Source organism: Hyphomicrobium sp. 01T421, from assembly GCF_056398805.1.
Map to the genome: position 1 here is coordinate 2,594,498 of NZ_JBFTQC010000001.1, position 25,266 is coordinate 2,619,763.

The window sequence follows — 25,266 nt, forward strand, 5'->3', positions numbered from 1 at the left end:
AACTGCGATTCCGGTTGCGGCTAGGCGTTGGCGAGCGCGCCGCTGAGTGCCTTGGCAATCAGGGCCCGGGTTTCTGGAATTCCATAGAGCGCGACGAACGTGCCGAGGCGCGGCCCGCGCTCTTGTCCGAGCAGGATTTCGTAGATCGCTTGGAACCAATCGAGCTTGACGCCGGGTCCGCCCGTCGGGCTGGTCTTCGTCGGGTCCTGATAGCGCGGAATGGCGCGGCCGACGTCGAGCAAGGCGTTCTGGATCGTGTCGCCGTCGCTGCCGGGGGGAAGCGCCGCGAGCGCCTTGTCGAGACTTTCGAGCGCCACGATCTCGACGTCGTCGGGCGTGCGGAACTTCTTCGTCGGCTTCACGAAGTCGTCGTAGTAGCGGATCGCGTAGCCGGCGAGCTTATCGATGATCGGATTGTCTTCCGGCTTTGCTCCGGACGCGTAGCGGCCGAGGAAGCCCCACAGCACGTCCTTGTTGTGAGCGTGCGAAACCGAAACGAGGTTGAGCAGCAAGCCGAACGTGACGGGAATTTCGGGCTTCGGCGGCGCTCCGTTGTGGATGTGCCAGACGGCGTTGTCGATCTGCTGTTTCGCTTCCTGCTTCTGATAGCCCGACAGGAATTGCAGGTATTCGTCGACGGCGCGCGGGATGACGTCAAAATAGAGGCGCTTGGCGCTTCGCGGCTTCTGATACATGAAGAGCGCCAAGCTTTCGGGCGATGCGTACGTCAGCCATTCGTCGATCGTCAGGCCATTGCCGCGCGACTTCGAAATCTTCTCGCCTTTGTCGTCGAGGAACAGCTCGTACACATAGTGTTCGGGCGGAACGCCGCCGAGGATTTCGCAGATCTTGTCGTAGATCGGCGCGTTCGTCTGGTGGTCCTTGCCGAACATCTCGAAGTCGACGCCGAGGGCGACCCACCGCATGCCGAAATCCGGCTTCCACTGAAGTTTCACCTGGCCGCCGGTGACCGGCAGCGTGAGGTCCTTGCCGTCTTCGTCCTCGAACGTGATGGTTCCCGTCTTGGGGTCCACCTTCTTCATCGGGACGTAGAGGACGCGGCCGCTCTTCGGCGAAATGGGAAGGAAGGGGCTGTATGTTGCCTGCCGCTCTGCGCCGAGCGTCGGCAACATGACCTTCATGATGTCGTCGTAGCGTTCCACCGCGCGCAGGAGAACTTCATCGAAGCGGCCGGACTTGTAATACTCAGTGGCGCTCGCGAATTCGTAATCGAAGCCGAAGGTGTCGAGAAACCGGCGCAGCATGGCGTTGTTGTGATCGCCGAAGCTTGCGTAGTCGCCGCCCCACGGATTGGGCACCGACGTCAACGGCATCTGCAGGTAGGGCTCTAGCGCCTTCCGGTCCGGAACGTTCTCCGGAATTTTCCGCATGCCGTCCATGTCGTCGGAGAAGCAGAGGAGGCGCGTCTTGCGCTTGCCTCCGGTCAGCGTCTCGAACGCGTGGCGCACCATTGTCGTGCGCGCGACCTCGCCGAAGGTGCCGATGTGAGGAAGTCCGGACGGACCGTATCCCGTTTCGAAGAGGACGGTTTTTGTGTCGCCGTCGGGCAGACGCTCGAGGCGTTTGATGAGCCGGCGTGCTTCTTCGAACGGCCAAGCCTTGGAGTCTTTGCTGGCTGCGGCCTGCTCGGGGGTGAAGACGAGTGCGGTCATCTGATGCTGCTGCGGTCGGGTGTGGTTGATATTACAAAGGCTTGCTTTGCGGCGAAGTCGCGCACCGTAGGTGTCCCGGAGGTCAGCGTCAACGCGCGGCCGAATGCACCGCGATAAATGCCGCAACGGCGTCTGCGGCGGCAGCAAGGTTGCCCTTTCGGGTGAACCCGGAATTCCCGCGCGGACCGAAATCGTGATCGCCGTCGCTCATCCAGGCGAAAGTGATTTTCTTGGACAGCCGGATTGCTTCGATTTCACTTTTGGTTCCGAACGGATCGCGCTCGCCTTGGACGATCAAAGCCGGGCAGCGAAGCTGTTTCAAATGTTCGGTGCGCAGCTTGTCGGGCGTGCCGGGCGCGTGAAACGGGTAGCCGAGGCAGACGAGACCGCTGATCGTCTTCTCTTCGTAAAGCTCATCAGCCAGCATGCTCGCGACGCGCCCGCCCATGGACTTGCCGCCGATAAAGAGCTTTGGGTGCGGATTTTCGCTGGCGACGGCGCTGACCAAGTCCCGGTACTCGCCGATCAGTTTCTCGGCTTTGGGCGGCGGCCGCTTCGGAGCGCCTTCGCGGCGGCTCGCCATGTATGCAAATTCGAAGAGCGTGAGGGTGACCCCCCGTTCACCGAGAAGCGCGGCAAACGATTCCATGAACGAAGATGTAATCCCCGCCCCGGCTCCATGCGCTAAAATCAGGCGAGTTTCGGCAGCGGATGGGCCGCTATCGATACGAAACGCGGGCGTTGCCCTCGTTGTCGCTTCGGCGCTGACGGGTTCGGTAACCTTCTGAAGGCGTTTCATAATGTGTTCGCGATGGAGTTAATGCCGCTATCCATGGTTCGTTAATGTGGCGCCGGGCAACACTGCAACTGAAATCGCTTTTGGGTCAGAATTTCGCCCGAGAATGGTCTAGGATGAGCGATGTCAAAAAAGGGGACAAAGCATGAGGGCCGCAAGGTTACTGGTGCTCGCGGTCTTCTGTGCGATGGCCATGGTTTGGGCTCCGCTGCTCCAATCGCTAGGCGTGCCGCTTTCAGTGCTGGATTTCATCGGACCGCTCCGTGCCGACCCGCTGCAGGTCGATGACGCGAGCGGCGTTCCGGTTGCGCCCGATCCGGTTCATCCCGGTACTGGCAATCAAGCCGGTACAAGTCATCATGCGCCGTTGCCGCATTTCGTGCCGAGAAGCGGTCTGCTGACGAATTCGGACGAGAGCGGGCCCGCCGGCGAAGAACCGCAGGCAACAAGCGCGACGCCGGCTGCCTCGTCGAGCGATACGACCACGGGATCGGTGACGACGAAACATCCGTCGGGCGCGGCGCCGAGCTCTTCGAAGGCTCGTCCGATCTCGATCAAGGTCGAGCCTATTCCGGGAACCGAACAGGCGGAGCCGTCCAAAACGCCCGTCTGGCCGAAATTCATCGGGGCAAAAAATCTTTTCGGCGCGGCCAAGGTTCCGGCCCCGCTCGAAGCGCGTGCCATCGGAACCTATTCTCGCGGTTGCCTGGCGGGCGCCGTGCCGTTGCCGATCGACGGTCCTGCTTGGCAGGAGATGCGGTTATCGCGCAATCGCAACTGGGGCCATCCGAAGCTGATCGCGCTCGTCGAGCGTTTCGCAAAGGATGCGCAGAAGCTCGACGGCTGGCCGGGACTGCTGGTTGGCGACATCGCACAGCCGCGAGGTGGGCCGATGATCACCGGACATGCGAGCCACCAGATCGGGCTCGATGCCGATATCTGGCTGACGCCGATGCCGGATCGCCGTCTCACTCCGAAAGAACGCGAGGAGATGCAGGCGACGTCGATGCTCGATGGCACGAGCGTTGCCGTCGATCCGCAGATTTTCACCGAAAAGCAGACCGCGCTGATCAAGCGGGCGGCGTCCTATCCGGAAGTCGAGCGCATCTTCGTTCATCCTGCGATCAAGAAGGCGCTTTGCCAGACCAAAGATACGGACCGAAAGTGGCTCGGGAAGGTGAGGCCGTGGTTCGGGCATTACTACCACTTCCACATGCGCATCAAATGCCCGGAGGGTTTTGCGGGCTGTGCTCCGCAACCGCCGCCGACAGGGGACGATGGTTGCGGGAAGGAAGTCGATCAATGGCTGGCGAAAGTGGTTCCGTCCAAGGTGCCGCTCGAGCCCGCGCCGCCTCCTGTTTCGGGAGTGAAGCCGCCGAAGCCGCCGCTCATGCTGGCCGAGCTGCCGAAAGAATGCCAAGCCGTGCTCGAGTCCGGACCTGAGCCCATCACTGTACCGCCCGAAGCGCTGATGACGCCTGTGCAAGTCAAGAAGACATTGGCCAAGGCTGCGGCAGTTCATGCGACGATCGCGAATGCTGCGGCTGTGCCGGGGGCGAAGGGGCTTCCAGCGCATTTGGCCAATAGCCCAGCACTTCGTCCGCATCTCAAGAAAGCCGCGACGGTCGATCCGAAATAACGCCCCTACCCCTTGAGACAAGTAAAGGCTTAGGTCACTATTTCTCGCACCGCTTCGCGTAATCCCGAGCCTCGTCATTGTGGCCGCGAATTATATCCATCATGCCCCGCCACGCCGGATTATCGTCTTCGATCATTTTCATCTGATGGATGAACTTTGAGGCGGCAGACGCCACCCTAACGGCGTACATGGTGCAATCCCTGCCCGCGTCCTTATCGGCGTCCGCCTCACAGGCCGACACCACCTTTTCGGCCATCTCCAATCGCCTATTACTATCGAAGGCCAGTGCCGCGGCCCTACAGGCCCGCACAGAATCCGCAGTGATTTTGGCTAAGGGAAAGAACGGGTTTTTCGGTTCATTCGACAGCGCCCGCGGAATAAATTCTTGTGGCTCATCTGCTTCAGCGACAACCGCAGTCGGTTGCTTCTCGGAGGCCGCGCTTTCCTGGGGCGGGCCAACGATGGACCCGATCGTCAAAATGCCGGCATGTGCCAGGGCAAATATTCCGCAACCTTTGGCCAGAGTTTTTGTCGTGCCCATAACGCCCCTTCCAATAGCAGTGAGGGGCACGGTCTAAGCCGGGTGTTTGTAATTCTGCCCAGCATACCGCGAGCAGCATGCCGATTGCAGGCGCTTTAGATGCCCCCATCCCCGCCATATCAGTCAATTCCATGGTTTTCCATCCTGCTTGTTTGAAAGGGACGGCCGCCCAAATAGAAAGGCCGCCAGCCAGGCCCGTTGGGCATGGCTGACGGCCTTGGTGGTCTTTGATCAGGTCTTTGGCGATTTAGCTCTTCGCCGGCGCCGGTGCCGAGGCGCTTGCGGGCTTAGGGCAAGCGACGCCCGTTCCGGCGAGGCCGCAGTATCCATGCGGTACCTTGGCGAGGTACTGTTGATGGTAGCCTTCGGCCAAGTAGATCGGACCGGCCGGTCTGATCTCCGTCGTGATCGGGCCATAGCCCTTGCCGGCGATCGCTTCTTCGTAGGTTTTACGCGATGCCCCGGCGGCGGCTTGCTGCTCTGGCGTCGTCGTATAGATCGCTGACCGGTACTGCGTGCCGACGTCATTCCCCTGACGGAAGCCTTGGGTCGGATCGTGGGCTTCCCAAAACGTCTTCAGGAGTGTGTCGTAGGAGATGGTCTTCGGATCGAAGACGACGACCACGATTTCCGTGTGGCCGGTGCGGCCGGAGCAGACCTCCTCATACGTCGGGTTGGGCGTATAGCCGCCTGCGTAGCCTGCCGCGGTGATCCAGATGCCTTCACCCAGCTGCCAGAACAGCCGCTCGGCGCCCCAGAAGCAACCGAGGCCGAATATTGCGACCTCGTGCCCGGCGGGATAGGGCGGGTTCAACGGCTGCGAAAAGAGATAGTGCTCGGCGTCGGGGCTAAGAATTGGGGTCGGGCGACCCTTCGGCGCGGACTCGGCGGTCGGCATCGCGACCTGCTTCCTTGCGAACATGGATTGGCTCCTTCTTATTATTGTTTGGATGATGCCCAGTATACGATGGCTCATCCCATTTCGTTTCAGGGCCGGCACGGTCTCGTCGTTCATTTGGCCGGTCAGTAGTCGTTGGCGAAAATGCGGATACGGCGGCGCGGCCGTCCGAGGTAGCCGCAGGCAATCGTGAGCAGGAGGAAGATCACGGTTCCCGGCAGGTTCAATACCGACGTCAGCACCGGGTCCCAGAAGAAAGGATCGACCGTTGCCGTGGCGGACCGCTGAAGCGATGCCACGAACGAGGGCGACCACGTTTGCAGGTGCTGCATCAATGAGATGGCGCCTCCGGGGACGCCGTCCACGGGCGGCCGTGAAACATCGGCCGCGAAGGCGATCAGCGTAAATAAAGCAAAGAGCGCGGCGAGAAACCGCAGCATCAATCTGGGACGGGTTTCCGGGTTCACGACGCTCATCAGGAGCGCGATCAGGAAGGCCGCCAGCGCGAGGCGTAGCAGCCAGGAATTGCTCGGCTCGCCGGCCGCGTACCATAGGCAACAATAGGCGATTACGCCTAATGCGGCCAGTCCGGCAAAGATTTTGAGTAGCACTGAGCTGGTCATATTCGCACTTGCTCGTTGACCGGGTGCCTTTGTGTGACCGCGACGGGCGGCGGTCAAGCCTCAAGACTTGTCGAGCGGCGTTGCGCTTGGCTCGCGGATGGGTTAAGTGCGCTGCTTCGCGATTGCGATGGAGGGGTGGCCGAGTGGTTGAAGGCGCTCGCCTGGAACGCGTGTAGGCTCGTAAGGGTCTCGTGGGTTCGAATCCCACCCCCTCCGCCAGCTATTATGCCTTGATCCCAGTCTCTACGAGGATGGAGCGGGAATCGCCACAAGATGCTCGATCTCCATGGGCTGTGCTTGTTCGCGAAGCTTCCCTGCCGCGCCTGCCGGGATGAGGTATTGCGAGTACTTCTGGTTGGGATCGCGAAACGCTTCGTCCTTGTGGAGCTCATCGGCGTCGGCCGTCATCAAAAAAAATTGGTCCGACGCTGAACACGCCGGACCATGTCGAGATGTTTGGGGAAAGCTGTCAGAAGCCGCGCTTCGATATTTCTTTGATGAGCCAGTCGGCCACCTTCAGATTATTCCTGTCCTGCATGAGCATGTGGGTGTTCCCCTTAATGCCAACGCTCGGCAGCTGAACCAGCGCTGCTTTTCCGCCAGCGTTGTTGATGGCGTTCATGTCAGCCGTGCAGAAGGTGAGCCGGGGCTGCCCGGTACTTGCGGGATTTCCGACAACGTTGTCCCCGTGCACGTACAGAACCGACTTTACTTGCTTGTAGCCGTTGAGCTGGGCTTGCGTGAACGCCGTGCCATTGCGGCAGTTGCTCTCAACGTGAATCATAAGTCTGATGAGGTCAGGGCGAAGACCGACCGCAGTGTCTGCGAACTGGCCCGCCTGAGAATGGACCATTAGAATTGCCGGGCCCGTCTTTTTCAGGAGCTCAACAAGCGCTGCCGGAACTGTCTCAGCTGCCGCTGGCGTCAGAGTCGCTTCGGCGTTGGGCACGCCCTGGGCGCTGAATTGCTCGACATTGGCCTGATTGACCGTACCGTCTGGGTTGACCTCCGGAGCCTGCACTCCTGGGAACGCGTTTTGGTAAGTAGGACCAAAGCGAAAATTAACCCAAGCTCCTTCAAGCCCCGTTCTTCCTAAACTCGGTTGCAACGCGACGTTATTTTCAAACTTTGCCTGGTTTAACGGCGTGACGTTGAACCCGGCGCGACCGCGGCCGGGAAAGTCGACGATGTAAGTATCGAAGCCTAGGCGCGTGAAGTAGGTCGCCCAACCCTCGCGGCCGTCGGGGGTCGTCTCCCAGCTCATGCCAGTGAGACCAGAACCATGAACCATAATGATGGGGAGCTTGTGCGACGACTTGGACTTCGGACTACGGAAGTGGACGAACATTTGGTTGACGTCGAAAGTTGCAGGCGTCGGCGCTGTCGTCCCGCTGCCGGCGCTCGGATAATTGCTGGTGGTAAGGCTCCCGTTGACGAAGAACATTGCCTCGTCTTTGAGGGAAAGTGACTTTCCAATACTCGGAGAAGTATTACTACCTCCATTGCCGGATCCATTTTTCGTCTTAGCGTCGTTTCCAGCAGACGCTCCGGACACGAGCATCAAGCTCAGACACAGTGTAGTGACCAATTTATTCTGCCTTGGCGTCATGAATTTCTCCCACGGTGTGAGTGTTGCTATGGTTATCTCACCTCTAGAACGCAGCGTTCGGCACCATGACCGTCGGAAGCTAGTCTGAAGTTGCCGATTGGCTGCACCGCGCTAGAGACGCACGATCGTGGCATGACGTGCCTGAATTCGCTGGGCGTGGGGCGAAGCTGGAGTGCACTGATTGCCTAGACCGGTGAAGAATTGCTCGGATCTTTGTTGAACGGCCGCATGGCCACGCTTCTTGCAATCCCCTCACCTGCGGGCCTGAAAATAAAAGCAAAATCTCCATTGCGCCCATTCGGAAGCGGCGCGGAGAGCAGCCATATGTTCGTTTAACGCACGATGGGACGTCGACAGATCTCTAAAGCCCCATCGGAAGGCAGGGCACTGATTTCTATGCTCCATTCGCTGAAAGTAGATCGCGACACAGCCGAACAAAGTGGCGGGTTTCGACAAAAAAGATTGGTTGGCGGACTATTGGTCCCGCGCCGTTCAATCGATGAGGGCGGTCACGAACCGTCCGACGCCTTTTATCCGGAGATCGTCGACTAAGGCATCGGAATGAAGACGTTCGAGACTTGCATTGCAGCAGCCGATAGCGTGGTGGGCGGCAAACAGTGCAACGTCGCCAGCATCAAGCGGCTCGCCGACGAAACATATGTCGATGTCGTTTGCACATCAGATGGCGGCACCGAGAAGATAAGCACGGTGTACACCGGGGATTTCACGACGTGGTATCGCGCGATGTCGAAGATCACTTTCGATCCTCCCCAGGATGGCGTTCCTCATATGGGCGTAATCGTTGACCGGAAGTACCTAGGATCGGAGTGCCGTTCCGCATCGGCAACTGTCGGGCCGTGACTATCATTGCGGTTCAGTTTCTCACATGACCGCCGCACGTGCGCTTCGGCCTTCTTGAGAAGAGCCTCACCAGGCGTCCGGCAGGATGCGATCCAATATTGAAGGCTCTCATCAGGATCTCTGACCTCGAACGACAGGCCGGCGTGACGAATCGTGTAAGAGCAACCCAAATCATGCTGGACGGCGCCCCATGCTCGGGGATCATTTAGCTTTCGAAAAAAGCTAAAGCCGATAGCTGCAGACTTATGACGGAAAGCCGATTCTGCTCCTGGTCCTTCTTAGTTTCCGCAATGCTCTGATCGATGAGTATATTCGCCAAATCGAGCCCGGAGTGAGTTCTTCGCCGAACCAATGTCTGCTAATGGAATATTGGGGTTTTGCCCCTTTCTCGCACGCTCAAGGTGAGGGTCCAAAAGAAGCCGCAAGGTGCGAATAACTACCCGAACGCGTGCACGCTTTAGAAATATCACACCAGAATGAGCCGGCTGCGATTAATCGCAATATCGATGTCTGTGCTGATCCACGCGTCGATCGGCAGATTAATGCTACCTTCGTTGCAGAAATTCAGCACGGATGCGCTCGACCTCGGTCAAGGGACCGATTTCGTGCTTGTCGAGCCAGGCATCGCGACCGAAGGCGTTATAAAGCTTGGCGACGCAATCGATACGGTCAAAATCTTGCCGCTTCGACCACCGCCCCAATCGGATGAGGTAAAGCCGGACGAGCTCCGCGACGTCATTGTGTCGGATGCGAGCGCTGTCGAGGCCAGCGTGGGCAAGACGCAAGAACCGCCGGCGCCGTCCCAATCAGATGCGGTGCAGATCAAGGAACAGCTTCCGCCACAAGCTGCAGTCTTCACTGAGGAGAGTTCCGGCCCAGCGAAGACAGGCGCAGATCCGAAAGCGGTCGGTCTTTACCTTGGTCAGATCTACAAGCACCTCGAGCGCGCGAAAGTGAGCGCACCGTCGCGGCGGTCTGGAACTGTCGTCATGCGCTTTACTATCGGTCTCGACGGCAAGGTCTTGTCGCGAGAGGTCGTATCGGGCTCGGGCTTCAAAATACTCGACGATGCAGCTGTAGCCGCGCTCGACCGGGCGGCGCCTTTTCCTCCAATTCCGCCAAAAGTCAGCCTAAAGCCCATCTCCCTTGAGCAACAATTCACATTTGAGGCGAAGCTAATGAGAGGAAGATCGCCTCGCTGATGCCCCTCCACAAGCCTGCTTTTCGAGAGAAAGGGGCCGCCTGAATACGACTTGCGCGCATGCCAGGCGGCCAAGGAAACTATTCTACCAAGAGCAGGAATGATTTGCCGGCGTCGGTTGCGAGTTCTTTGTCGTCAAGAGTGCCGTCGTTGTCGGGATCAGCCGCCTTGAACCGCGTTACGACAAGCGCTTCGTATCCCTTTTGATCGAATGTTCCGTCGTTGTCGGGGTCGGCTGCCTGAGTGTTTCGCTGCCTGCCCCAACACTTACTTTGTCGGTTGGTTGCGAACAAAATTTGACTTCAAAGGACCGGCGCGTCAGATGCGCGCCGGTCAAGTTACTCGCAGACCCTTAGCGGTCTTTCTTGGAGGAAGCGCTACGGCAGCGAGAAGACAGTCATAGACCCACCGAGGTTCGTGTACTCCGAGAGGCCAGCGTAGCCACCAACGGCACCGAGACCATCGGTCGGGTTCGTCAAGCCAGCAGCAAGACCGATGCCCGCCCAACCACCAACGCCTGAGAACACTGCAACGTACTGCTTACCATCGTGGGTGTAAGTCATAGCGTTGCCGATGATGCCCGACGGCGTCTTGAACTTGAAGAGCTCCTTGCCATCCTTCTGGTCGACGGCTTTGAAGTAGCCCTCGAGCGTGCCGTAGAAGGCAACGCCGCCAGCAGTGGTCAGAGCGCCCGACCATACAGAGAACTGCTCAGGCTTCGACCATACGATCTTGCCCTTTGCGCCGTCCCAGGCAATGAAGTTACCCATACGCTTCGGTTCATCCGGACCCGGGAACATGGAGAGCGTGGCGCCAACGTAAGGCTGACCAGCCGTATACGAAACCTTGAAGGGTTCGTAGTCCATGCAGACATGGTTCGTCGGAACGTAGAACAGGCCAGTCAGCTCCGAATAAGAAGCCGGCTGCTGATCTTTTGTACCGAGTGCCGCAGGGCAAATGCCCTTCGTATTCACGTCCTGGCCTTCGCCGTTCTTGAACGTCGAGTACTTCTCAACACGGATCGGACGGCCGTAGTCCTTGCTGGCCTTGTCCATGTCGATGCCGGTAGCCCAGTTGACCGACGGATCAAACTTCTCGGCAACGAGAAGATCACCCGTTCCCCGGTCGAACGTATAGGCAAAACCGTTACGGTTGAACTGCGTCGCCGTCTTGTGTTTCGTGCCACCGAAGTCGAGCTCGGCCAAAATTGGCTCGTTGACGCCATCATAGTCCCACTCGTCGAACGGCGTGAACTGATAGGCCCACTTGGCCATACCGTTGTCGACGTCACGAGCGAACATCGTCATCGACCACTTCTGATCGATCGGCTTGCCATTCGGTCCCGCGCGCTGGACGGGGTTCCAGGTGGAGGGATTGGCGGTTCCGTAGTAGATCAGATTGAGGTCCGGATCGTAGGCCATGTAGCCCCAGACCGAACCGCCGCCGATCTTCCACTGATCACCGTTCCAAGTCTTGAGCGAGGAGTCCTTGCCGATCGGCTTGCCGAGCGACATGGTCTTCTCCGGATCGACCAGCATTTCCGCATCCGGGCCCATCGAGTAAGCGCGCCAGACCTTCTTGCCGCTGTTGGTATCGTAGGCGGTGAGCGAACCGCGAACACCAAACTCGGCGCCCGAGATGCCGATGATCACCTTATCTTTTGTAATAAGCGGAGAGCCGGTGCCGGTCTCACCATGTTTTGGATTACCATTGACGACCTTCCACATCTCCTTACCCGTCTTCGCGTCGAGAGCGACGAGCGCGGTATCGGCCTGGTGCAGGAAAATCTTGCCATCGGCATACTGCACTCCACGGTTGACCGTGTCGCAGCACATCACGGGGATGACTGACGGATCTTGCTTCGGCGTATACTTCCAGACGATTTTCTGGTCGTCAGCAAGATTCAGCGCGATGACGTCATTCGGGAAAGGCGTCGTGAGATACATCATGTCGCCGATCACGAGCGGACCGCCTTCGTGACCACGAAGAACGCCCGTGGAGAACGTCCAAGCCACTTTTAACTGACCGACGTTTTCGGTGTTGATTTGGTCAAGCTTCGAGTACCGGGTGCCAGCATAGTCACCGGACTGGATGCACCACTGGTTTGGATCTGCAGAGCACTTTATCACGCTCTCGTTCGCCCATGCAGGCGCCGAGAACGCGCCAGTTGCGAGCAAACCGCACGCCAACGCACTTTTTCGCATTTGCTTCCTCCACTTGTTGACGCCTCATACACGGCATCGGTTCAGCGTACTTCGCTGGGAGGATTGAAGAGTTTGAGAGGAGTTGGATTGCAAACGTGGAAAGCACATAGGCTCCACTCACTCTACTTTCATTCCTCACTTCCGAGATGATGAAAGAGGCCTACGCTCGCGGTGGAAATAACATTTCGTATCCACCACAGCCGCTCCTTGGAGCAATCATCATCGCAGTGGACCACCAGTCATCGAGGGTCTTTTACGGGAGATCCCGCTGCCGGTCAGGAAAGTATTCCCGCTTTCGCAACAGTCAAATTACGCTTCGTCGCCAATTGACCTAAGACCAATTCAAGTTCTCCTCTTTATCGCGCCTTTTTCGCACTTCGCGTCCGATGCTCGCCCTGGTCCAGTGGATTGCGCAAGCATCAGGAGGGCTTCAGTGACAAGCCGGCTAATCGCCGGGATGTCACCCGCAGTTTCGTTGCGGATCAGAATGTCATGCCCCATGATTGTCGAGTTGCGCGCAAACGAAAGTGCGGCCGCGTTTTTGAAATCTGATATGTTAATGGACGTCTCGTATGACGCGAAAGAAAACCCGAGTGCGCATGCATGCGGCGGCTATGAATTCACGAAGATCTCTGAGGTTCAGAGAGCTTTATCACACAAGCTCTGACATCCACGTTCTCGGCGTCGTTCTCGGCCAGCCACTAACAAATTTGCGGACTGCTCGAGCGCGGCGGCCAACAAGCACCCTTCCTCCCGCTCTCACGTCGCGGAGTGTATGCGGTCACCTGATGCCTTCATGTGTCGTGCCGTTCAGCCGTAAGTGAAGTCCGGCTTTCTTTGTCCAACTTCGATAATATAGCCGTCAGGATCGCGAATGTAGCAGCGCGTCTCGCCGTACTTTTCCTTTGGCTCTGTGATAAACTCGGCTCCTCGACTTTTCCAAAGTTCAAAGCATGCTTGAATATCCGCAACGCGGATATTCATAAAGCTGCTGACCGAATCGGGGTCGGCGGGGACGCTGAGCGTCACAGATGGTTTGTCGGGTGTCGGACCGCCTCCCACGTTGACAAGGAGCCACGTGTTCGCGATCTGGATGTAGCCCGGCGCGCCGCTGCTATCGCCTTTGCTCAGAATACGACCTCCGAAGACCGTTTCGTAAAATCGAGCCGAGCGTTCGATGTCGGCGACAGTGAGAAAGTGTGCGACGGTAAACCCATCCTCCGGCGGCATCTGATAGCTTTGCTGGTCGACTTGAACCCCGCTCATATGCACCTCCATACACGCTTGACTTGATGCTGCATCGTCGGCCTAACAGCCATACAGGTTACGGGCGGCGATACTGCGCAATACATCGACCGAATATTTTTCCGCGCCACTAATGTACATCAGCAGCCAAAAATGATGACATTTTTACAAAAGCCATCAATGCTGGCGACTTGTTCCGCACCTGTTACCGTCCAATAACGATGTTCAATAAGCGCGGTTCCCAGCGGGTATAAACCCTGACGTCCTCGTGGTCTTCGAGGAAAGCACGATATGTTCAGCGGCCGGTTGTGGCCACGTCCAATCAATGGAGGGAGAAGCCGATGGCAAATTCAAAACGTGCGATCGCCTTATTTGTGTTGGCGCTGACTGCAGGAGGGACGATCGCTCAGGCACATGCGGTGCTGGATCATGCGAGCCCCGACGTCGGAAGTACGGTCAGTTCGTCGCCCGAAACCGTAACCTTGTATTTTACGGAATCTCTCGAGCCGAAATTCAGCGGAGCCGAAGTACAGAATTCGAATGGGGACAGAGTGGACGGAGGCAGTAGCGCTTCGGGGAATACGCTACAGGCGAGCGTCAAAAGTCTTTCGCCCGGATCTTACACAGTAAAGTGGCACGTGCTTTCGGTTGATACTCACAAGTCCCAAGGCAGCTTCAGTTTCCGCGTCGGCCAATAATTGGTGAGGTCAACGACGTGGCTGACCCGCTGGTGCTTTCACGAGCGTTGCACTACTCGGCCACTATTCTCGCGACCGGTGTCTTGTCTTTTCGCGGCCTGATTGCCGGTTCCCTGAGATTGCGAAGTGAGAAGTTTGGCATCGACAGTCAGCTGCGACTGATCTTCTGGGCAGGTCTCGCGTTGGCTTTCGCCTCGGGTGCGGGATGGTTTCTCTCTGTCAGTGCGGCGATCGACGGTGGTGCGTGGGGCCGATCCGTTGCCGACGGGACAGCCGCAATGGTTTTGACTGAAACGCAATTCGGTCACGTTTGGATCGTTCGGCTCATTGTGGGGGTGCTGCTTGGCGCAGCGGTTGGGGCCGCGATAGGCCAGGGAATTTGGCTCCGGTCTTTCGAGTTGTCGTTGGCCGCCGTATTCGCCGGAAGCCTAGCCTTCGCCGGTCATGCCGCCAGCGCTCCCGGATTCAAGGGCGATATTCATCTCCTCGCCGACGTGCTTCATATCATCGCCGTGTGTGCGTGGGTCGGAAGCTTGGTGCCCTATGCACTTTATCTCGGCTCGATCGACGAAGGTTCGCGTTCCTCATCTGCGGACATTGAAGGCGTAACCCGGCGATTTTCGTTTCTAGGAATGGCAGCGGTGCTGACAATCGCCACGACGGGCATCATCAATTCGCTCTACCTGGTGGGCAGCGTCCATCATTTTACGCACACCGAATACGGCCAACTGCTATTGATCAAGGTGGTGCTATTTATCGCCATGGTCGCCGTGGCCGCGATCAATCGCTATTGGCTCGTGCCAGCATTGTCGAGTCGGAGCGCAGTAAAGCAGCTCCGCCGCAATAGCTTGATCGAAGTGTGTTTCGGCCTTTTGATCATATGCATCGTGGCTCAATTGGGAACGATGCCGCCCGCGGCTCTTGAACAGGCGGCAAAATAGAATCGATGCTTTGCCCATTTATCCACATTCTGAGCAAATAAGTTCGCTCTGATTGTCCACAGAAGGGGCAATCGCACGAAAATCGGAGATTTGCTCTATTCCGGTTCTATGTCTGTTGACTGAAGCTGCGTGGAAGCCTTGAGCGAATTCGGCTCTATTCGAACGTCTTAGTCCACGGGTAAGCATGCTGGTAAAGTCGAATTGGCAGTATACTGTATAGCGCCTTAAGGTTGCCGTAGGCGAAAGGCGGCGTAGGCGGCACATCGCCCTTTTCGACCCACGGGAACGATCCATGACAGTGCTACCGGTTGATCTCGCGAAGCACGCGCACAGGCCGGAGCTTGGGCTGCCGGTAGAAATTCTCTCGATTGCTTCCGCCAATCCTCCCTACAAAGTCAGTCAGAAGGATGCGCTCGCAAACGCGGCGACCATCTACCCGCAGTTTGCAAGCCTGCACGGACTTTTTGCCAATACGGGCATCGATTTTCGCTACACGTGCCAGCCGACCGACTGGTATCGCCGCGCGCATTCCTGGGAAGAGCGTACCGAAGTTTTCCAAGAGCACGCGTTGAAATTGCTCGAGCAGGTGGCGCTAGACGCGACTGCTCGCGCGGGATTATCGCTCGGCGATATCGATGCCTTTGTCACCAATACGATCACCGGGCTCGCCATTCCGAGCCTCGACGCGCTGCTTATGGACCGCCTGCCTTTTTCGCCGAATGTCGAGCGGTTGCCGATTTTCGGTCTTGGCTGCGGCGGCGGTGTCGCGGGGCTCGCGCGCGCGGCGCGCTTCGCCCAAGGTCGGCCGGGCGGGAATGTCCTCTTCATCACCGTTGATCTCTGCAGCCTTTGCGCGCGCCCGAACGACCCAAGCATGGCGATGTTCGTTGCGGCGGCGTTATTCGGGGACGGCGCTGCCGGCGTCGTGCTCAGGACATCTGCAAATGGTGCGAGTGGAGGCGCCAATGGCGAAAAGCCCGTCGTGCTGACCTTCGGTGAGCACACTTGGCGAAACACGCGACATATCATGGGTTGGGATGTCAAAGGCGATGGCTTTGGCGTGGTGCTCAGTCCGGAACTTCCGACATTGATGCGTAACAATCTCGGTCAGGTGGTGAAGGAATTTGTCGGCAGGCGTGGCATGTCGCTCCGCGATTTCAAGGGATTTCTTTTTCATCCGGGCGGACGCAAAGTGCTCGAGACTGCGGAAGATGTTCTCGGCATCGACAGGTCGCTGCTGGCGCATTCGTGGGATGTGCTGCGCGACTTCGGGAACATGTCGTCGGCGACCGCGCTGTTCATCCTCGAGAGAGCGATGGCCTCGGGAGACAAAGGACGGCATCTGTTAGCGGCGTTTGGGCCCGGTTTTTCAGCCTATTTTGCCGTGCTCGATCTCTAGTTCCGCGCTTTAGGCGACGCTATCAAGCCGTCGAGGCCGCGCAGCCGCGTCGCGGAGACGAGCATCGTCACCATGCCGGGGAAGAGGCGCGCGCCGGCAATTCCAACGCGGCGAAGCAGTGCGCCGGCAATGACCCGATCGAGGGCTGCCGCGCGGGCAAACTGCGGCTTGAAGTTCGCGAGCATGCGGGCCTGGAAGTCAGACGCGCTCTCGCATCTCAGAACAGCCTGGGCGGCTGCGATCCCCGATGCCAAAGCGAGCGCCGTGCCATCGCCCGAGAATGACGGGATGACAGCCAACTGGTCGCCGACCGGATAGATCGCCGGTGCGATCGTCGCCGAACGCATGAAGCCATAGGGAAGTCCGGAGACGGCGAGCGGCTTCGCCCAAGCAGGCGTCGCGCCGTCTATGAGGCCGGCGAAGATGCGCGACTGCACCGCGAAATAGGCCGATTGAGCGGCCCAGCTTGTCCCAACGAATTGCAGAACATCCGAATGGATGTTCCACGCAATAGACAGCGTTTGATCCTCGACCATGCATAGGCCGAGGTAGCCGCCAGCGAACGCGATCAAATGAACGACCCCGGTCAGTGCGGTGCGCGCCGCTTCCGCGGGGCGCAGGTGCATTTTGAAGCCGACCATCGGTCCATCGGGTCGCGGCAGACCGCGAATGTTGTGCTTGCCGCTCGCTAATGCCGCTGCACGGCATTCGAAAACCGCGCGCGCCGTCCGAACGCGGACGCGGCCGCCGATATCTTCTATTCCCTCAACCGACGTGCCGCGAAAAATCTTCGCGCCGGCGCGTTCTGCGGCCTTCGTAACCGCTTCATCGAGAAGGAAACGCGAGACGCCTACCGCCTTGAAGGGAAGGCGGGAGCTCGCCTGGTTCGAGCCGTTTGCGAGACAGAGCGCATCGATTGAACTGCCGCCGAGGGCATGGACGTCGATATCGAGGTAGTGCAGGAGTGCCTGTGCCCTGTCGCTCAGGAATTCGCCGCAGACTTTGTGATGCGGGCCGCCGCTGCGTTCGAAGATCATCACGCTCGCGCCGTGACGCGCGAGTTCCAGCGCGAAAGCGGAGCCTGCAAGGCCGCCGCCGACGGCTATGGCGTCGGCTGTCGCGTCGCCGAGCGGTGCTTCGTCAGGTGAGGGGCCGCTGATGTTCAAGGCTTTGCTCGGAAAGCGCGCGCCTAGCGAAAAGTGCTTTGTCCTCGAGTTCGATCTTGTAGGCGAGAACGGCAGTCCACACCGCGCACATGATAATCCCGAGCGCTAATGCGCCGAAGACAGTCGGCAATAGAAACGTCTCGGCAATCGTGACAGCATAATTGGGATGGCGGAAATATCGATAGGGCCCGCTCTGGGCGATGGGCGCGTCTTTGAGCGTAAAAATGCGGTGCGTCCAGAATCCCCCGAGCGAGGCAATGACCCAGTAGCGGACGCCTTGCAGCAGGATATAGGCGGCCGCCAAAATAGAGGATACCGGAGCGCTCGCGGGTATCAGGAAAAAGAGACTTGCGATCCATGCCAGATGCGTCGTGGCGACGACGGGGTAATAGGATCGGCCGGCTTCTTCGGCACCCGCCGCGATCAATGCCCGGGTATTGCGCGCCGAGTAGAGCTCCTCGGCTCCTCTTTGGCAAAGTACGAGCAGAGCAACTATCTGCGGTAGACCGATGCTATCTGAAATCATGAACTAGCCGCTCTTACTCGTAAATGACTTCGACCATTTTACAAATGAATGGCGGCAATTCCAATTGGAAGTATTTCGATTGGTTGATCGATCCGTGATCGAACCGTTCAATTTGTTCAGCGTTTGATCACTCATTCGACCATCGGGGCCGGATTCTCTTGCAACCATGTCTTGACGGCATGTGGGATACCCTGCTCGCACGACGGAAATTCGAACGAAAAGCCGGTGGACTTCAACCGATTGTTCGAAAGACGGCATTCATAGGCGAGGCTTTCCGCGATGACTTGGCCGACCAAAAGCTTCAGCAGAACGAATGGCAACTTGCGCCCATGCCCGGTGACGCCAAGCGCGTTGGCCGCGATCTCGGCCAACCGCTCGCCGGGCACGGGAGCATCATCAACGACGAAATAGCGGCTTCCTAACTCGCCGTTGCCGGTCAGATGGAGGATGGCGCGTGCACAATCCTCCACGTGGACCGGAGACGTATACCGGGCGCGACCTCGCAACCCGTAGACGGGCTTTCCATCGCGGAGCGGTTCGAGGACATACTGCGCGAACCAAGAGCCGGGGCCATACACCCAGCCTGGAAACGCAGCTACGATGGGCAGTCCGCGCGCGATGTAGTTGGGTAAGGCTTCAATCGCGGGAGCGAGATAGGGTCCCCATCCTCGCGGGTGAGGCATCGCGTTCTCGTCACAGATTTCCGATCCGCACTCGCCATAATAGCTCGTACCAGCGACGTAGACGATCCGCCGCGTTCTCGCCGGATCGATCGCTGCGAACAAGGCGCGATCCATGTCGAGCCGGAGGACGGAATACTGCATCGCGCGCGCTTTGGTGAGGCGGCCGCCGAAAGTCTGTGGTTGCGCGAGATGGACGACCGCATCGGCATTGCGCAAGGCTTCCCGCCATGCCCCCTCCGAATCCAACACGTCGCCGACAATCGGGTTCACTCCCTGCGCGCGAAGCGCCGCAGCGTGGCTTTTCGCTCTGGTCAGGGCGTCGACTTCGTGGCCCGCGACCAATGCGGCGCGAAGGAAACAGGTGCCGACAAAGCCGCTTGCGCCTGCGACGAATATTCTTTGGCCCGACATTGAAGCCCAGTTAGCCATCTCCGTTCGCCTTGCGGTGTGAAAGTCTCGGACACTCGCACTTTTACTACGCAATCTCGGTCTCTGCCGACGCCGTTTTGCGGGCTGACCGGGGTCGCGGGCAATTTCCTCCATCCGATCGGCGGCAACGGACGGCGCGATTGCTAGCGGAAAGAATGAAAAAAACGGGTGAAACGAGCCCGGCCCGCTTGTCAGCGAAATGCTCGCTGTGGTCAAAATCAGACGTCGAACAAGGGATTCGGATGTCGTCTGTTGATGCCTGGATGCGGATGCGGGAGCGCTCGGCTAGTGAGGTACTGGAGGAGGTATGAAAATTGTCTTCCCACACATACCTAAGTGCGCCGGGACTTCGATAAAGTTTCAGATTGAATCCCGTGATGATGTTTATTTCGACTATTTCAATCATCCGACATGGATTTGTCAGTCCGATAAAAGCGTGGGCGAAGGGGAGCAAAAAAAGCTAAAAGCAAAATTGGCAAAGCTCGAAGATTGGTTTGTTTTTGGCCACTTCTCCGCGTGCGCTTACGATGACACGCCTTACGATCTCAAAATACTGATTTTACGAGATCCTCTAGAGCGGGCCGTATCGCATTTTCATTACGTCCAACAAACTCTTCCCGATACTGAAGTGACGAGGAGACGGCACAGCGAGGTGTCACTCATAAAGGATGGGCGAATGTCTATGGAGGAATTCGCCGAGTTGGACCACATTCAGCATTTTTACGGCCGTTACTACTTGAGAGGTGTTGCTCTCGATAGCAGGCTGATCATATTTTCAATCGATAATCTTCAAGATGCATGCAAGAAAATTTCGGAGGCATGCCAGATAGAATTGAAGCATTCGGTTTCGCTCAATAGAAGCAACTACAGTTCAAACTATGGCCATCTTAAAGGGATTTTTGCGAGTGACACGGATCTTTATCGGGGGCTGATAAATCGGCAGTCGATTTAGATGAACGATAATTCTGTCGACGGTCGGGATGAGATTTGGCTGGCTTCTTATCCGCGAAGCGGGAACACTTTCATCCGCATGCTTCTGGCGGATTGCTTTGATCTTCCGGTAGCCGCCCGATGGGAGAATAATCCCGCTGATTTGGCTATCAATCGGCTTACCGGGAGCAGCTTCGCGACGCCAAGAAGCGCAAAGATTACGAAGACGCATCATGTCCCCGACGATGATCAAAAATACATCTATGTTGTGAGAGATGGCAAATCCGCCCTTCTGTCATACTTTCATTATTTGCGTGATTTTGGCGGCACGAAGCTGTCAATTGAAGATGTTATCGTCGGAAACGCTCCATGCGGTTCTTGGTCAGATCACGTCAAGTCGTCGACAAGCGAATTGAGAGCCGATAATTTTCTTTTGCTTCGCTTCGAGGAGGTCATCAGGTCGCCTTCGATCGAAGTCGAGAAGCTTGCTCATTTTCTCGAACAGAGTCCGCGCCGGCAATTTGAGCGAACATTCGAAGAGATGCACGATGCCGATCCCAAATTTTTTCGTCTGGGAAGAGACCGAGCGGAAGAATTCACCGCGGTTCAGTCGAAATTGTTCGAACACCACCATGGCGCAGTGATGCGCGAGCTTGGTTATGCGCTTTGAGTGCATTACCCTCGCGAGGAGGGGAGGCTGAACCTATGCCACTTTTTCTTTGCGCTGGAACGCCAAGGAGCGGCAGTACGTGGCTCTACAATGCGATGCGGTGCATTCTCGCCAGACGCTTTCCCGATCTCTATGCGTGCTGGGTGGGAGATTTTGATCGTGATCGCGCAGCTGCGGCAGGAGCGGTGCTCGTCAAGCTCCACGCGAATGATGACGACTTGGCCCGAAAGGCAGACGTTATCCTGACCTGCCATCGGGATCTGCGAGATGTCGCTGCCTCAAGTCAGTCGATGGGCTGGGCATCCGACGATAGCCAACTTCTGGATCTCATTCGAAATTGGCGTTCTTTCCACGAATATTGGTCGTCCCGCTCGCAGATCGATTTGGTTTACAGCGATATTATGGAGCGGCCGGAGGAAGCTTTGCGCGCTGTGGCGGCGGCCCTAGATGTCCATTTTGAAGACCGAGAATTCTCTGGGTTTGCGAAATTGCTCGGGGATACGCCCAATAATCGAGACGACAACTCAATCCATGACCAGGAATTTCTGACCCACAGAAACCACCGGAACGATGGGAGGGACGGGCGCTGGCGAGATCAGCTTAGTGAAGCTCTAGGAGCGGCCATCACCGAAGAACATCGCGAGTGGCTGATTCGCATGGGTTACGATACGTCGTACCCGGATCAAAGACCTTAGCGTGAAGGATGCCTGGACGCTGCGGCGAACCGATCATTTAGCGTCCACGCCCGAACCTAACGCGAGCAATCTGAAATCCGTTTGTTGTTGGGTCCATCGTTCTCGCTATGCCAACCATGAACTTTACCCATGAAGATAATTGAGCCATTTCTCCGGCTCGAAGTGGTTAATGTCAGGAAGCTTGAGGGTGTCTGCAACCTGGCGATTGATGAAGATTAGATCAACTTGATAAAGAGTTTCATCGTAGAAGCACAGATCGACAATATCGAATAGCTCGAAGCCTTCCTTGATAACTGCATTAAGGCGCGCAGGAAGATTCTGTAATGTCGCCTCTACAATGACGATGCTGCATTTTCCGAGTGTTTGCTTTGCTCCATCCAGGACGTCCAGCTCAGCACCGTCAACGTCGATCTTTAAAAGGAAAGGCTCCGCTAGGTTCCGAGCGCCGACGGCTGAATCAATCGTCGTCGCGCTAACGACCCGCAGCGGCCTATCTGTTTCCCAGGACTGAGCAATGTACGCGTGCGAAATTTCCATGCCGGGAAATATGGACTCCGTACGCATCGTCACACTGCCTTCGAAATTGGTGACGGCAACGTTCACTATCTCATGTGCGGTCTCGCGGTAATTAGTTGAGATGGTGGCATTCCACTCGGCTATAGGCTCGAAGAGAAGTTGGAATTTATCTCCAAACGCTTCAATCAGCTCCGGGGTTTCGGAAAGTACGCCAACATCAAGAACGGTCCCGATCGGCACGCTCAATGACTTGATCCGTCTCAGGGCATCGGCTTTCGTTGGATGGCGGGAGATACCGGATTCAAGGAGGTCAATTCGAGGAGGAGCATTTGGCGCCGTATTCGGTGGGGGAAATTCGGTCTTGTGGCCATTCTGCGCCCGCCGCTTCTGCAGCCGTTTTCGATTTAGGCCGGATATCCAATGCCCAAATTGTGATGAGCGTACGATGCCCTTTTTTCGCACCCATGGCCGTATTTCGGTGTTTGCCGGTGCTGGTGCCTGCTTCGCGACACCGGGTGCAACGATCCAGCGATTTATTTGATAATCGAATTTGATGAAGACAGGAGCACGGTTCTCCGTTGGTTCGAATTTAGGCGACACCTGGCGAAGCTTCGCGTCGATCTCGGCGTGGTACGCTGGTAGGTCCTCCGACAATTGACCACTGCGTTTTCGGTGGAACGCGAAGATCGAGTCGACTGCCGTGTAATCGGAAAATTCAGCAAATCTGCGCCAAAGATCCCAATCTCCGGCGAGCTTAAATGACGTGTCCAGACCGCCGGCAGATTCCCAAAGAGTGGGACGCCAAAAGGTGCCCTCCTGCATCAGAAATGGGCGCCGTTCCCGGCCGTCATAACGACCCTCGCGAAAGAGAGCGGAAAAAAAAGGATACGCCGTGAAGACGCTCGTGATTGCGCCCCATTCGTCCAAGAAGGCTGTTCGGCCACCAAGCCAAGTCACTTCCGGAAAATCAGAGACGATAGAAAGTGCAGCTGATATCGCGCCTGGCGCGAGGGCGTCATCGGAGTTGATCCAGGTCATCAAATTCGAATGCTGAACAGGGAGAGTTGAGAACCCTTTGGCAATTGCATCGTACATTCCGGCATCCGGCTTGGAGGTAACCGTTAAGACGACCTCCTTGCGGGACGACTTTGGCTGCTCGGCAATCCATGCCTGCCACTTCTTGACGATCTCCAAAGTACCGTCGGACGATCCGCCGTCTTGTACGTGATACAGAATTGTAAGGGGAGACTCGCCGGGTTCCTGTCCAATCACAGACGCCATCGTCGTGTCGAGGAATCTCTCCGAGTTGAATGTAGGTGTTACTATGGAGACAACAGCGCTCCCTCGACCGACAATCATATTCCAGCCCCCGCCAAGAAGCACATCTCTATAATGTCGAGTCTTGTCTTTGTGTAGGAGGTCGTTGGTTCTCGATGAAGGGTGTGTGGCGTTCCTGTCCTACTCTTCGCCTGCGGATTTCTGGAGAAGCATCCAGATGGGGTGCATGGAGCCATGGTCTTTCGGCTGGAGGACGCGGGATGCTCGAGGCCCAAACGTGGTCCTGGAAATTAGTTTACGCATAACGGGGGAGTTGATTCCTGAAAAAGCTGTTGAGGACAGCGAAGATCCAATCATTGACTCGTATGCTGAGCGCTGCAGAACTGCTCAATGAGTTATGATGAGACCGTTGGTGGTAACAACCACTGGTCGACTTCGAACCTAGAACGTCCCTACCAGGCATCGCTCAGCGACCATGACATGACACGAACCATAATCGTGGATCCGGCTATCAAAAGCCAGTCAGGTCATCATCTGGGCGTGGCGACGGTGCTCTCTTCCGCTGCTCATTCTTTGGGACACAAAGCCGTCTGGCTGGCGCACAAGAAACTCGACAGAGTTCTGGTGCCAGATTTTGTGGATTTCGTGCCGGCATTCTCATCGACTATCTACGAGCACCAAACGGGTGTCATCGGGAGGGCTCTAAAGCCTCTGATCGGTGATCGTAAAGTTCTGCGCAAAGGCCTTCGTGAGCGCGCATGGGAAGTTGAATTGCGCCGCAGATTGCCGTTGAGCGCACTTTTGGGCGACCGACACGCTGAGCTCATACGAGCTCTCACCTCTCAAAATTTGATGCCGACCGACCGCCTAATCGTGCCCACGGCGGACTCGCAGACTGTCGATATGCTGGCAAGTTGGTGTTTAAATCGGCCTCGTGCCGATCACCCGTTCGTTCATGTCAGAACGTGTTGGTCAGATTGGAATATGCCCTTTTCCAATTATAACGGCCGCGTCTCGAAGGCTGTTGCGCGTTTAGTGTCGGTCGCTCGTCACGTCACGCTATCTTCCGAGACTGAAGCAGGTGCGCGGCTTTTGGCCAGCCTAACGGGCCTTAACGTCGATGTTTGTCCCCATCCTATCGACGTTCGTCCATTTCAGAACGCGCAATGTCGTCCAATCGGCAAGCCACTTCTTATCGGCTGGCTCGGCGAGCCCCGTGTAGAAAAAGGGTCCCAAATTCTGCCCGACATCATTCGGCAAGTTTTGTGCGCGAAGCAATTCAATCAGGTGAAGTTTCTCGTACAGGGCTCCGGTCGCGATTCTCGCCGATCGCGAGAGTTCGATTTAGAACTTGCCGACTTCGGGGAAGCGATCGAACGGTTGCCGGTTGCGGTATCTTCGGAATCCTATCTCGTTGCGTTGAATAGGTCCGATATATTGCTTCTCCCTTACGACCCGAAGGCTTATCCCGTCTCGCGGGGATCTGCGGTCGCTGTCGAAGCTCTATTGGCAGCAAAGCCGATGGTCGCGATGCATAATACTTTTCCCGCGACGCTCATCGACTCCGGGAATGGCGTGGCCGGATCCTCGCCAGAGTCACTGGCCGCCGGAATTCTCCAGATTGTTGCAGATTACGAGCACTTCCGGAGCCGCGCGCTAAAACTACGAGAGCAAGCTTTCAAGACATACGATCATGTGGCAACGTATCGCCGGATGATTTGATCTTCATCTCCCGCTTGGGCAGGTCCCGCCCCTTTGAACTCATCCGCTTTGATCGCGAATTCGGGGACGCACTTCAGAACTACCGTCCGGCACGCAGGGTCATCGCCGCGCGTCTCGCAATTGGGGCTTACGTAATACGGTGCAGCTTCTTGCGACAGGACGCATCGCCTCCGGTGTTGTGCTCACGGGCGCACCGATCGGGTTTCAATGCCGGTTGCCAATCAAATGCGAACATCTCCGCCCGGTTGCCATCGAACGGAGTCTATCTGCCGCTCGCGGAGCGTGATCGCAAAAGTGCTGTTGACGAGGCGACGATTGGCTTG

23 protein-coding genes, 1 tRNA gene and 1 pseudogene are annotated in these 25,266 nt (G+C 57.3%); 11 read left to right on the forward strand and 14 right to left on the reverse strand.

The genetic code is table 11. The features are described from left to right. Nucleotides 1-20: 20 nt before the first annotated feature. Nucleotides 21-1,673: a lysine--tRNA ligase gene (locus AC1DK3_RS11985; RefSeq protein WP_477192417.1), complete on the reverse strand. Its 1,653-nt coding sequence runs from the start codon at nt 1,671-1,673 to the stop codon at nt 21-23. A gap of 88 nt (nt 1,674-1,761) precedes the next feature. Continuing rightward, on the reverse strand, nt 1,762-2,472 hold the full coding sequence (locus tag AC1DK3_RS11990; protein ID WP_477192418.1) for an alpha/beta family hydrolase: 711 nt from the start codon (nt 2,470-2,472) through the stop codon (nt 1,762-1,764). A gap of 142 nt (nt 2,473-2,614) precedes the next feature. Here AC1DK3_RS11990 and mepA point away from each other — a divergent pair, with 142 nt between their 5' ends. Further along, nucleotides 2,615-4,108, forward strand: a complete 1,494-nt coding sequence (gene mepA / locus AC1DK3_RS11995) for a penicillin-insensitive murein endopeptidase (protein WP_477192419.1) — start codon at nt 2,615-2,617, stop codon at nt 4,106-4,108. Nucleotides 4,109-4,145: 37 nt separating this feature from the next. Here mepA and AC1DK3_RS12000 read toward each other — a convergent pair whose 3' ends face one another. The 3 genes from AC1DK3_RS12000 to AC1DK3_RS12010 all read right to left on the reverse strand — a co-directional run bounded on the left by AC1DK3_RS12000 (nt 4,146) and on the right by AC1DK3_RS12010 (nt 6,170). Then, nucleotides 4,146-4,649 (reverse strand): hypothetical protein, encoded by a 504-nt coding sequence (locus AC1DK3_RS12000; RefSeq protein WP_477192420.1) that lies wholly within the window; start codon nt 4,647-4,649, stop codon nt 4,146-4,148. Between the two features lie 247 nt (nt 4,650-4,896). After that, entirely contained in the window at nt 4,897-5,571 is a 675-nt protein-coding gene (msrA, locus tag AC1DK3_RS12005; RefSeq protein ID WP_477192421.1) for a peptide-methionine (S)-S-oxide reductase MsrA, read from the reverse strand. 101 nt (nt 5,572-5,672) lie between these two features. Next, nucleotides 5,673-6,170, reverse strand: coding sequence for a hypothetical protein (locus AC1DK3_RS12010; protein WP_477192422.1), 498 nt, complete (start codon nt 6,168-6,170; stop codon nt 5,673-5,675). Between the two features lie 129 nt (nt 6,171-6,299). Here AC1DK3_RS12010 and AC1DK3_RS12015 point away from each other — a divergent pair. Continuing rightward, nucleotides 6,300-6,389 (forward strand) — tRNA-Ser (locus tag AC1DK3_RS12015). A gap of 24 nt (nt 6,390-6,413) precedes the next feature. On the opposite strand, the gene AC1DK3_RS12020 is transcribed toward AC1DK3_RS12015, so the two are convergent. Both AC1DK3_RS12020 and AC1DK3_RS12025 read right to left on the reverse strand, forming a co-directional pair. Then, nucleotides 6,414-6,578 (reverse strand): hypothetical protein, encoded by a 165-nt coding sequence (locus tag AC1DK3_RS12020; protein WP_477192423.1) that lies wholly within the window; start codon nt 6,576-6,578, stop codon nt 6,414-6,416. Nucleotides 6,579-6,639: 61 nt separating this feature from the next. Further along, entirely contained in the window at nt 6,640-7,779 is a 1,140-nt protein-coding gene (locus AC1DK3_RS12025) for a lysophospholipase (protein ID WP_477192424.1), read from the reverse strand. A gap of 561 nt (nt 7,780-8,340) precedes the next feature. Here AC1DK3_RS12025 and AC1DK3_RS12030 point away from each other — a divergent pair. Both AC1DK3_RS12030 and AC1DK3_RS12035 read left to right on the forward strand, forming a co-directional pair. Next, nucleotides 8,341-8,640 carry a DUF3617 family protein gene (locus AC1DK3_RS12030; protein WP_477192425.1) on the forward strand — a complete coding sequence of 100 codons (300 nt, stop codon included), beginning with the start codon at nt 8,341-8,343 and terminating at the stop codon, nt 8,638-8,640. A gap of 506 nt (nt 8,641-9,146) precedes the next feature. Then, nucleotides 9,147-9,842 carry a TonB family protein gene (locus AC1DK3_RS12035; RefSeq protein ID WP_477192426.1) on the forward strand — a complete coding sequence of 232 codons (696 nt, stop codon included), beginning with the start codon at nt 9,147-9,149 and terminating at the stop codon, nt 9,840-9,842. Between the two features lie 79 nt (nt 9,843-9,921). Here the strand turns inward: AC1DK3_RS12035 and AC1DK3_RS12040 are convergent. From AC1DK3_RS12040 to AC1DK3_RS12050, 3 genes and pseudogenes are all read right to left on the reverse strand, one after another. Beyond that, nucleotides 9,922-10,083 (reverse strand): annotated as a pseudogene (locus AC1DK3_RS12040) (EF-hand domain-containing protein); the annotation flags it as partial. Between the two features lie 135 nt (nt 10,084-10,218). Further along, complete coding sequence (locus tag AC1DK3_RS12045) at nt 10,219-12,045, reverse strand: methanol/ethanol family PQQ-dependent dehydrogenase (RefSeq protein WP_477192427.1); 1,827 nt, start codon at nt 12,043-12,045, stop codon at nt 10,219-10,221. An 810-nt stretch (nt 12,046-12,855) separates the two neighbouring features. Further along, complete coding sequence (locus AC1DK3_RS12050; protein ID WP_477192428.1) at nt 12,856-13,311, reverse strand: VOC family protein; 456 nt, start codon at nt 13,309-13,311, stop codon at nt 12,856-12,858. 320 nt (nt 13,312-13,631) lie between these two features. Between AC1DK3_RS12050 and AC1DK3_RS12055 the strand changes: the two genes are divergently transcribed. The 3 genes from AC1DK3_RS12055 (at nt 13,632) to AC1DK3_RS12065 (ending at nt 16,328) form a co-directional block, all read left to right on the forward strand. Next, nucleotides 13,632-13,988 (forward strand): copper resistance CopC family protein, encoded by a 357-nt coding sequence (locus AC1DK3_RS12055; RefSeq protein WP_477192429.1) that lies wholly within the window; start codon nt 13,632-13,634, stop codon nt 13,986-13,988. A 17-nt stretch (nt 13,989-14,005) separates the two neighbouring features. Then, the gene (gene copD, locus AC1DK3_RS12060; protein WP_477192430.1) at nt 14,006-14,929 is read left to right on the forward strand and encodes a copper homeostasis membrane protein CopD; all 924 of its coding nucleotides are present in this window, start codon (nt 14,006-14,008) and stop codon (nt 14,927-14,929) included. A gap of 292 nt (nt 14,930-15,221) precedes the next feature. Then, a complete protein-coding gene (locus AC1DK3_RS12065; RefSeq protein ID WP_477192431.1) occupies nt 15,222-16,328 on the forward strand; it encodes a type III polyketide synthase in 1,107 nt (368 codons plus the stop codon). Here the strand turns inward: AC1DK3_RS12065 and AC1DK3_RS12070 are convergent. The 3 genes from AC1DK3_RS12070 to AC1DK3_RS12080 form a co-directional block, all read right to left on the reverse strand. Next, complete coding sequence (locus AC1DK3_RS12070) at nt 16,325-17,494, reverse strand: NAD(P)/FAD-dependent oxidoreductase (RefSeq protein ID WP_477192432.1); 1,170 nt, start codon at nt 17,492-17,494, stop codon at nt 16,325-16,327. The genes AC1DK3_RS12065 and AC1DK3_RS12070 overlap by 4 nt on opposite strands. Further along, complete coding sequence (locus AC1DK3_RS12075) at nt 17,469-18,020, reverse strand: isoprenylcysteine carboxyl methyltransferase family protein (protein ID WP_477192433.1); 552 nt, start codon at nt 18,018-18,020, stop codon at nt 17,469-17,471. Before AC1DK3_RS12075 ends, AC1DK3_RS12070 begins: the two co-directional genes overlap by 26 nt. A gap of 131 nt (nt 18,021-18,151) precedes the next feature. Beyond that, complete coding sequence (locus AC1DK3_RS12080; protein ID WP_477192434.1) at nt 18,152-19,132, reverse strand: NAD-dependent epimerase/dehydratase family protein; 981 nt, start codon at nt 19,130-19,132, stop codon at nt 18,152-18,154. Nucleotides 19,133-19,439: 307 nt separating this feature from the next. On the opposite strand from AC1DK3_RS12080, the gene AC1DK3_RS12085 reads away from it, so the two are divergent. The 3 genes from AC1DK3_RS12085 (at nt 19,440) to AC1DK3_RS12095 (ending at nt 21,427) form a co-directional block, all read left to right on the forward strand. Beyond that, nucleotides 19,440-20,084: a sulfotransferase family 2 domain-containing protein gene (locus tag AC1DK3_RS12085; protein WP_477192435.1), complete on the forward strand. Its 645-nt coding sequence runs from the start codon at nt 19,440-19,442 to the stop codon at nt 20,082-20,084. Then, nucleotides 20,085-20,732 (forward strand): sulfotransferase domain-containing protein, encoded by a 648-nt coding sequence (locus tag AC1DK3_RS12090; RefSeq protein ID WP_477192436.1) that lies wholly within the window; start codon nt 20,085-20,087, stop codon nt 20,730-20,732. Nucleotides 20,733-20,827: 95 nt separating this feature from the next. Further along, nucleotides 20,828-21,427, forward strand: a complete 600-nt coding sequence (locus AC1DK3_RS12095; protein ID WP_477192437.1) for a hypothetical protein — start codon at nt 20,828-20,830, stop codon at nt 21,425-21,427. Between the two features lie 123 nt (nt 21,428-21,550). Here AC1DK3_RS12095 and AC1DK3_RS12100 read toward each other — a convergent pair whose 3' ends face one another. Beyond that, nucleotides 21,551-23,302, reverse strand: coding sequence for an FkbM family methyltransferase (locus AC1DK3_RS12100; RefSeq protein ID WP_477192438.1), 1,752 nt, complete (start codon nt 23,300-23,302; stop codon nt 21,551-21,553). A gap of 309 nt (nt 23,303-23,611) precedes the next feature. Here AC1DK3_RS12100 and AC1DK3_RS12105 point away from each other — a divergent pair, with 309 nt between their 5' ends. Then, complete coding sequence (locus AC1DK3_RS12105) at nt 23,612-24,943, forward strand: glycosyltransferase (protein WP_477192439.1); 1,332 nt, start codon at nt 23,612-23,614, stop codon at nt 24,941-24,943. The last annotated feature ends 323 nt before the right edge of the window (nt 24,944-25,266 follow it).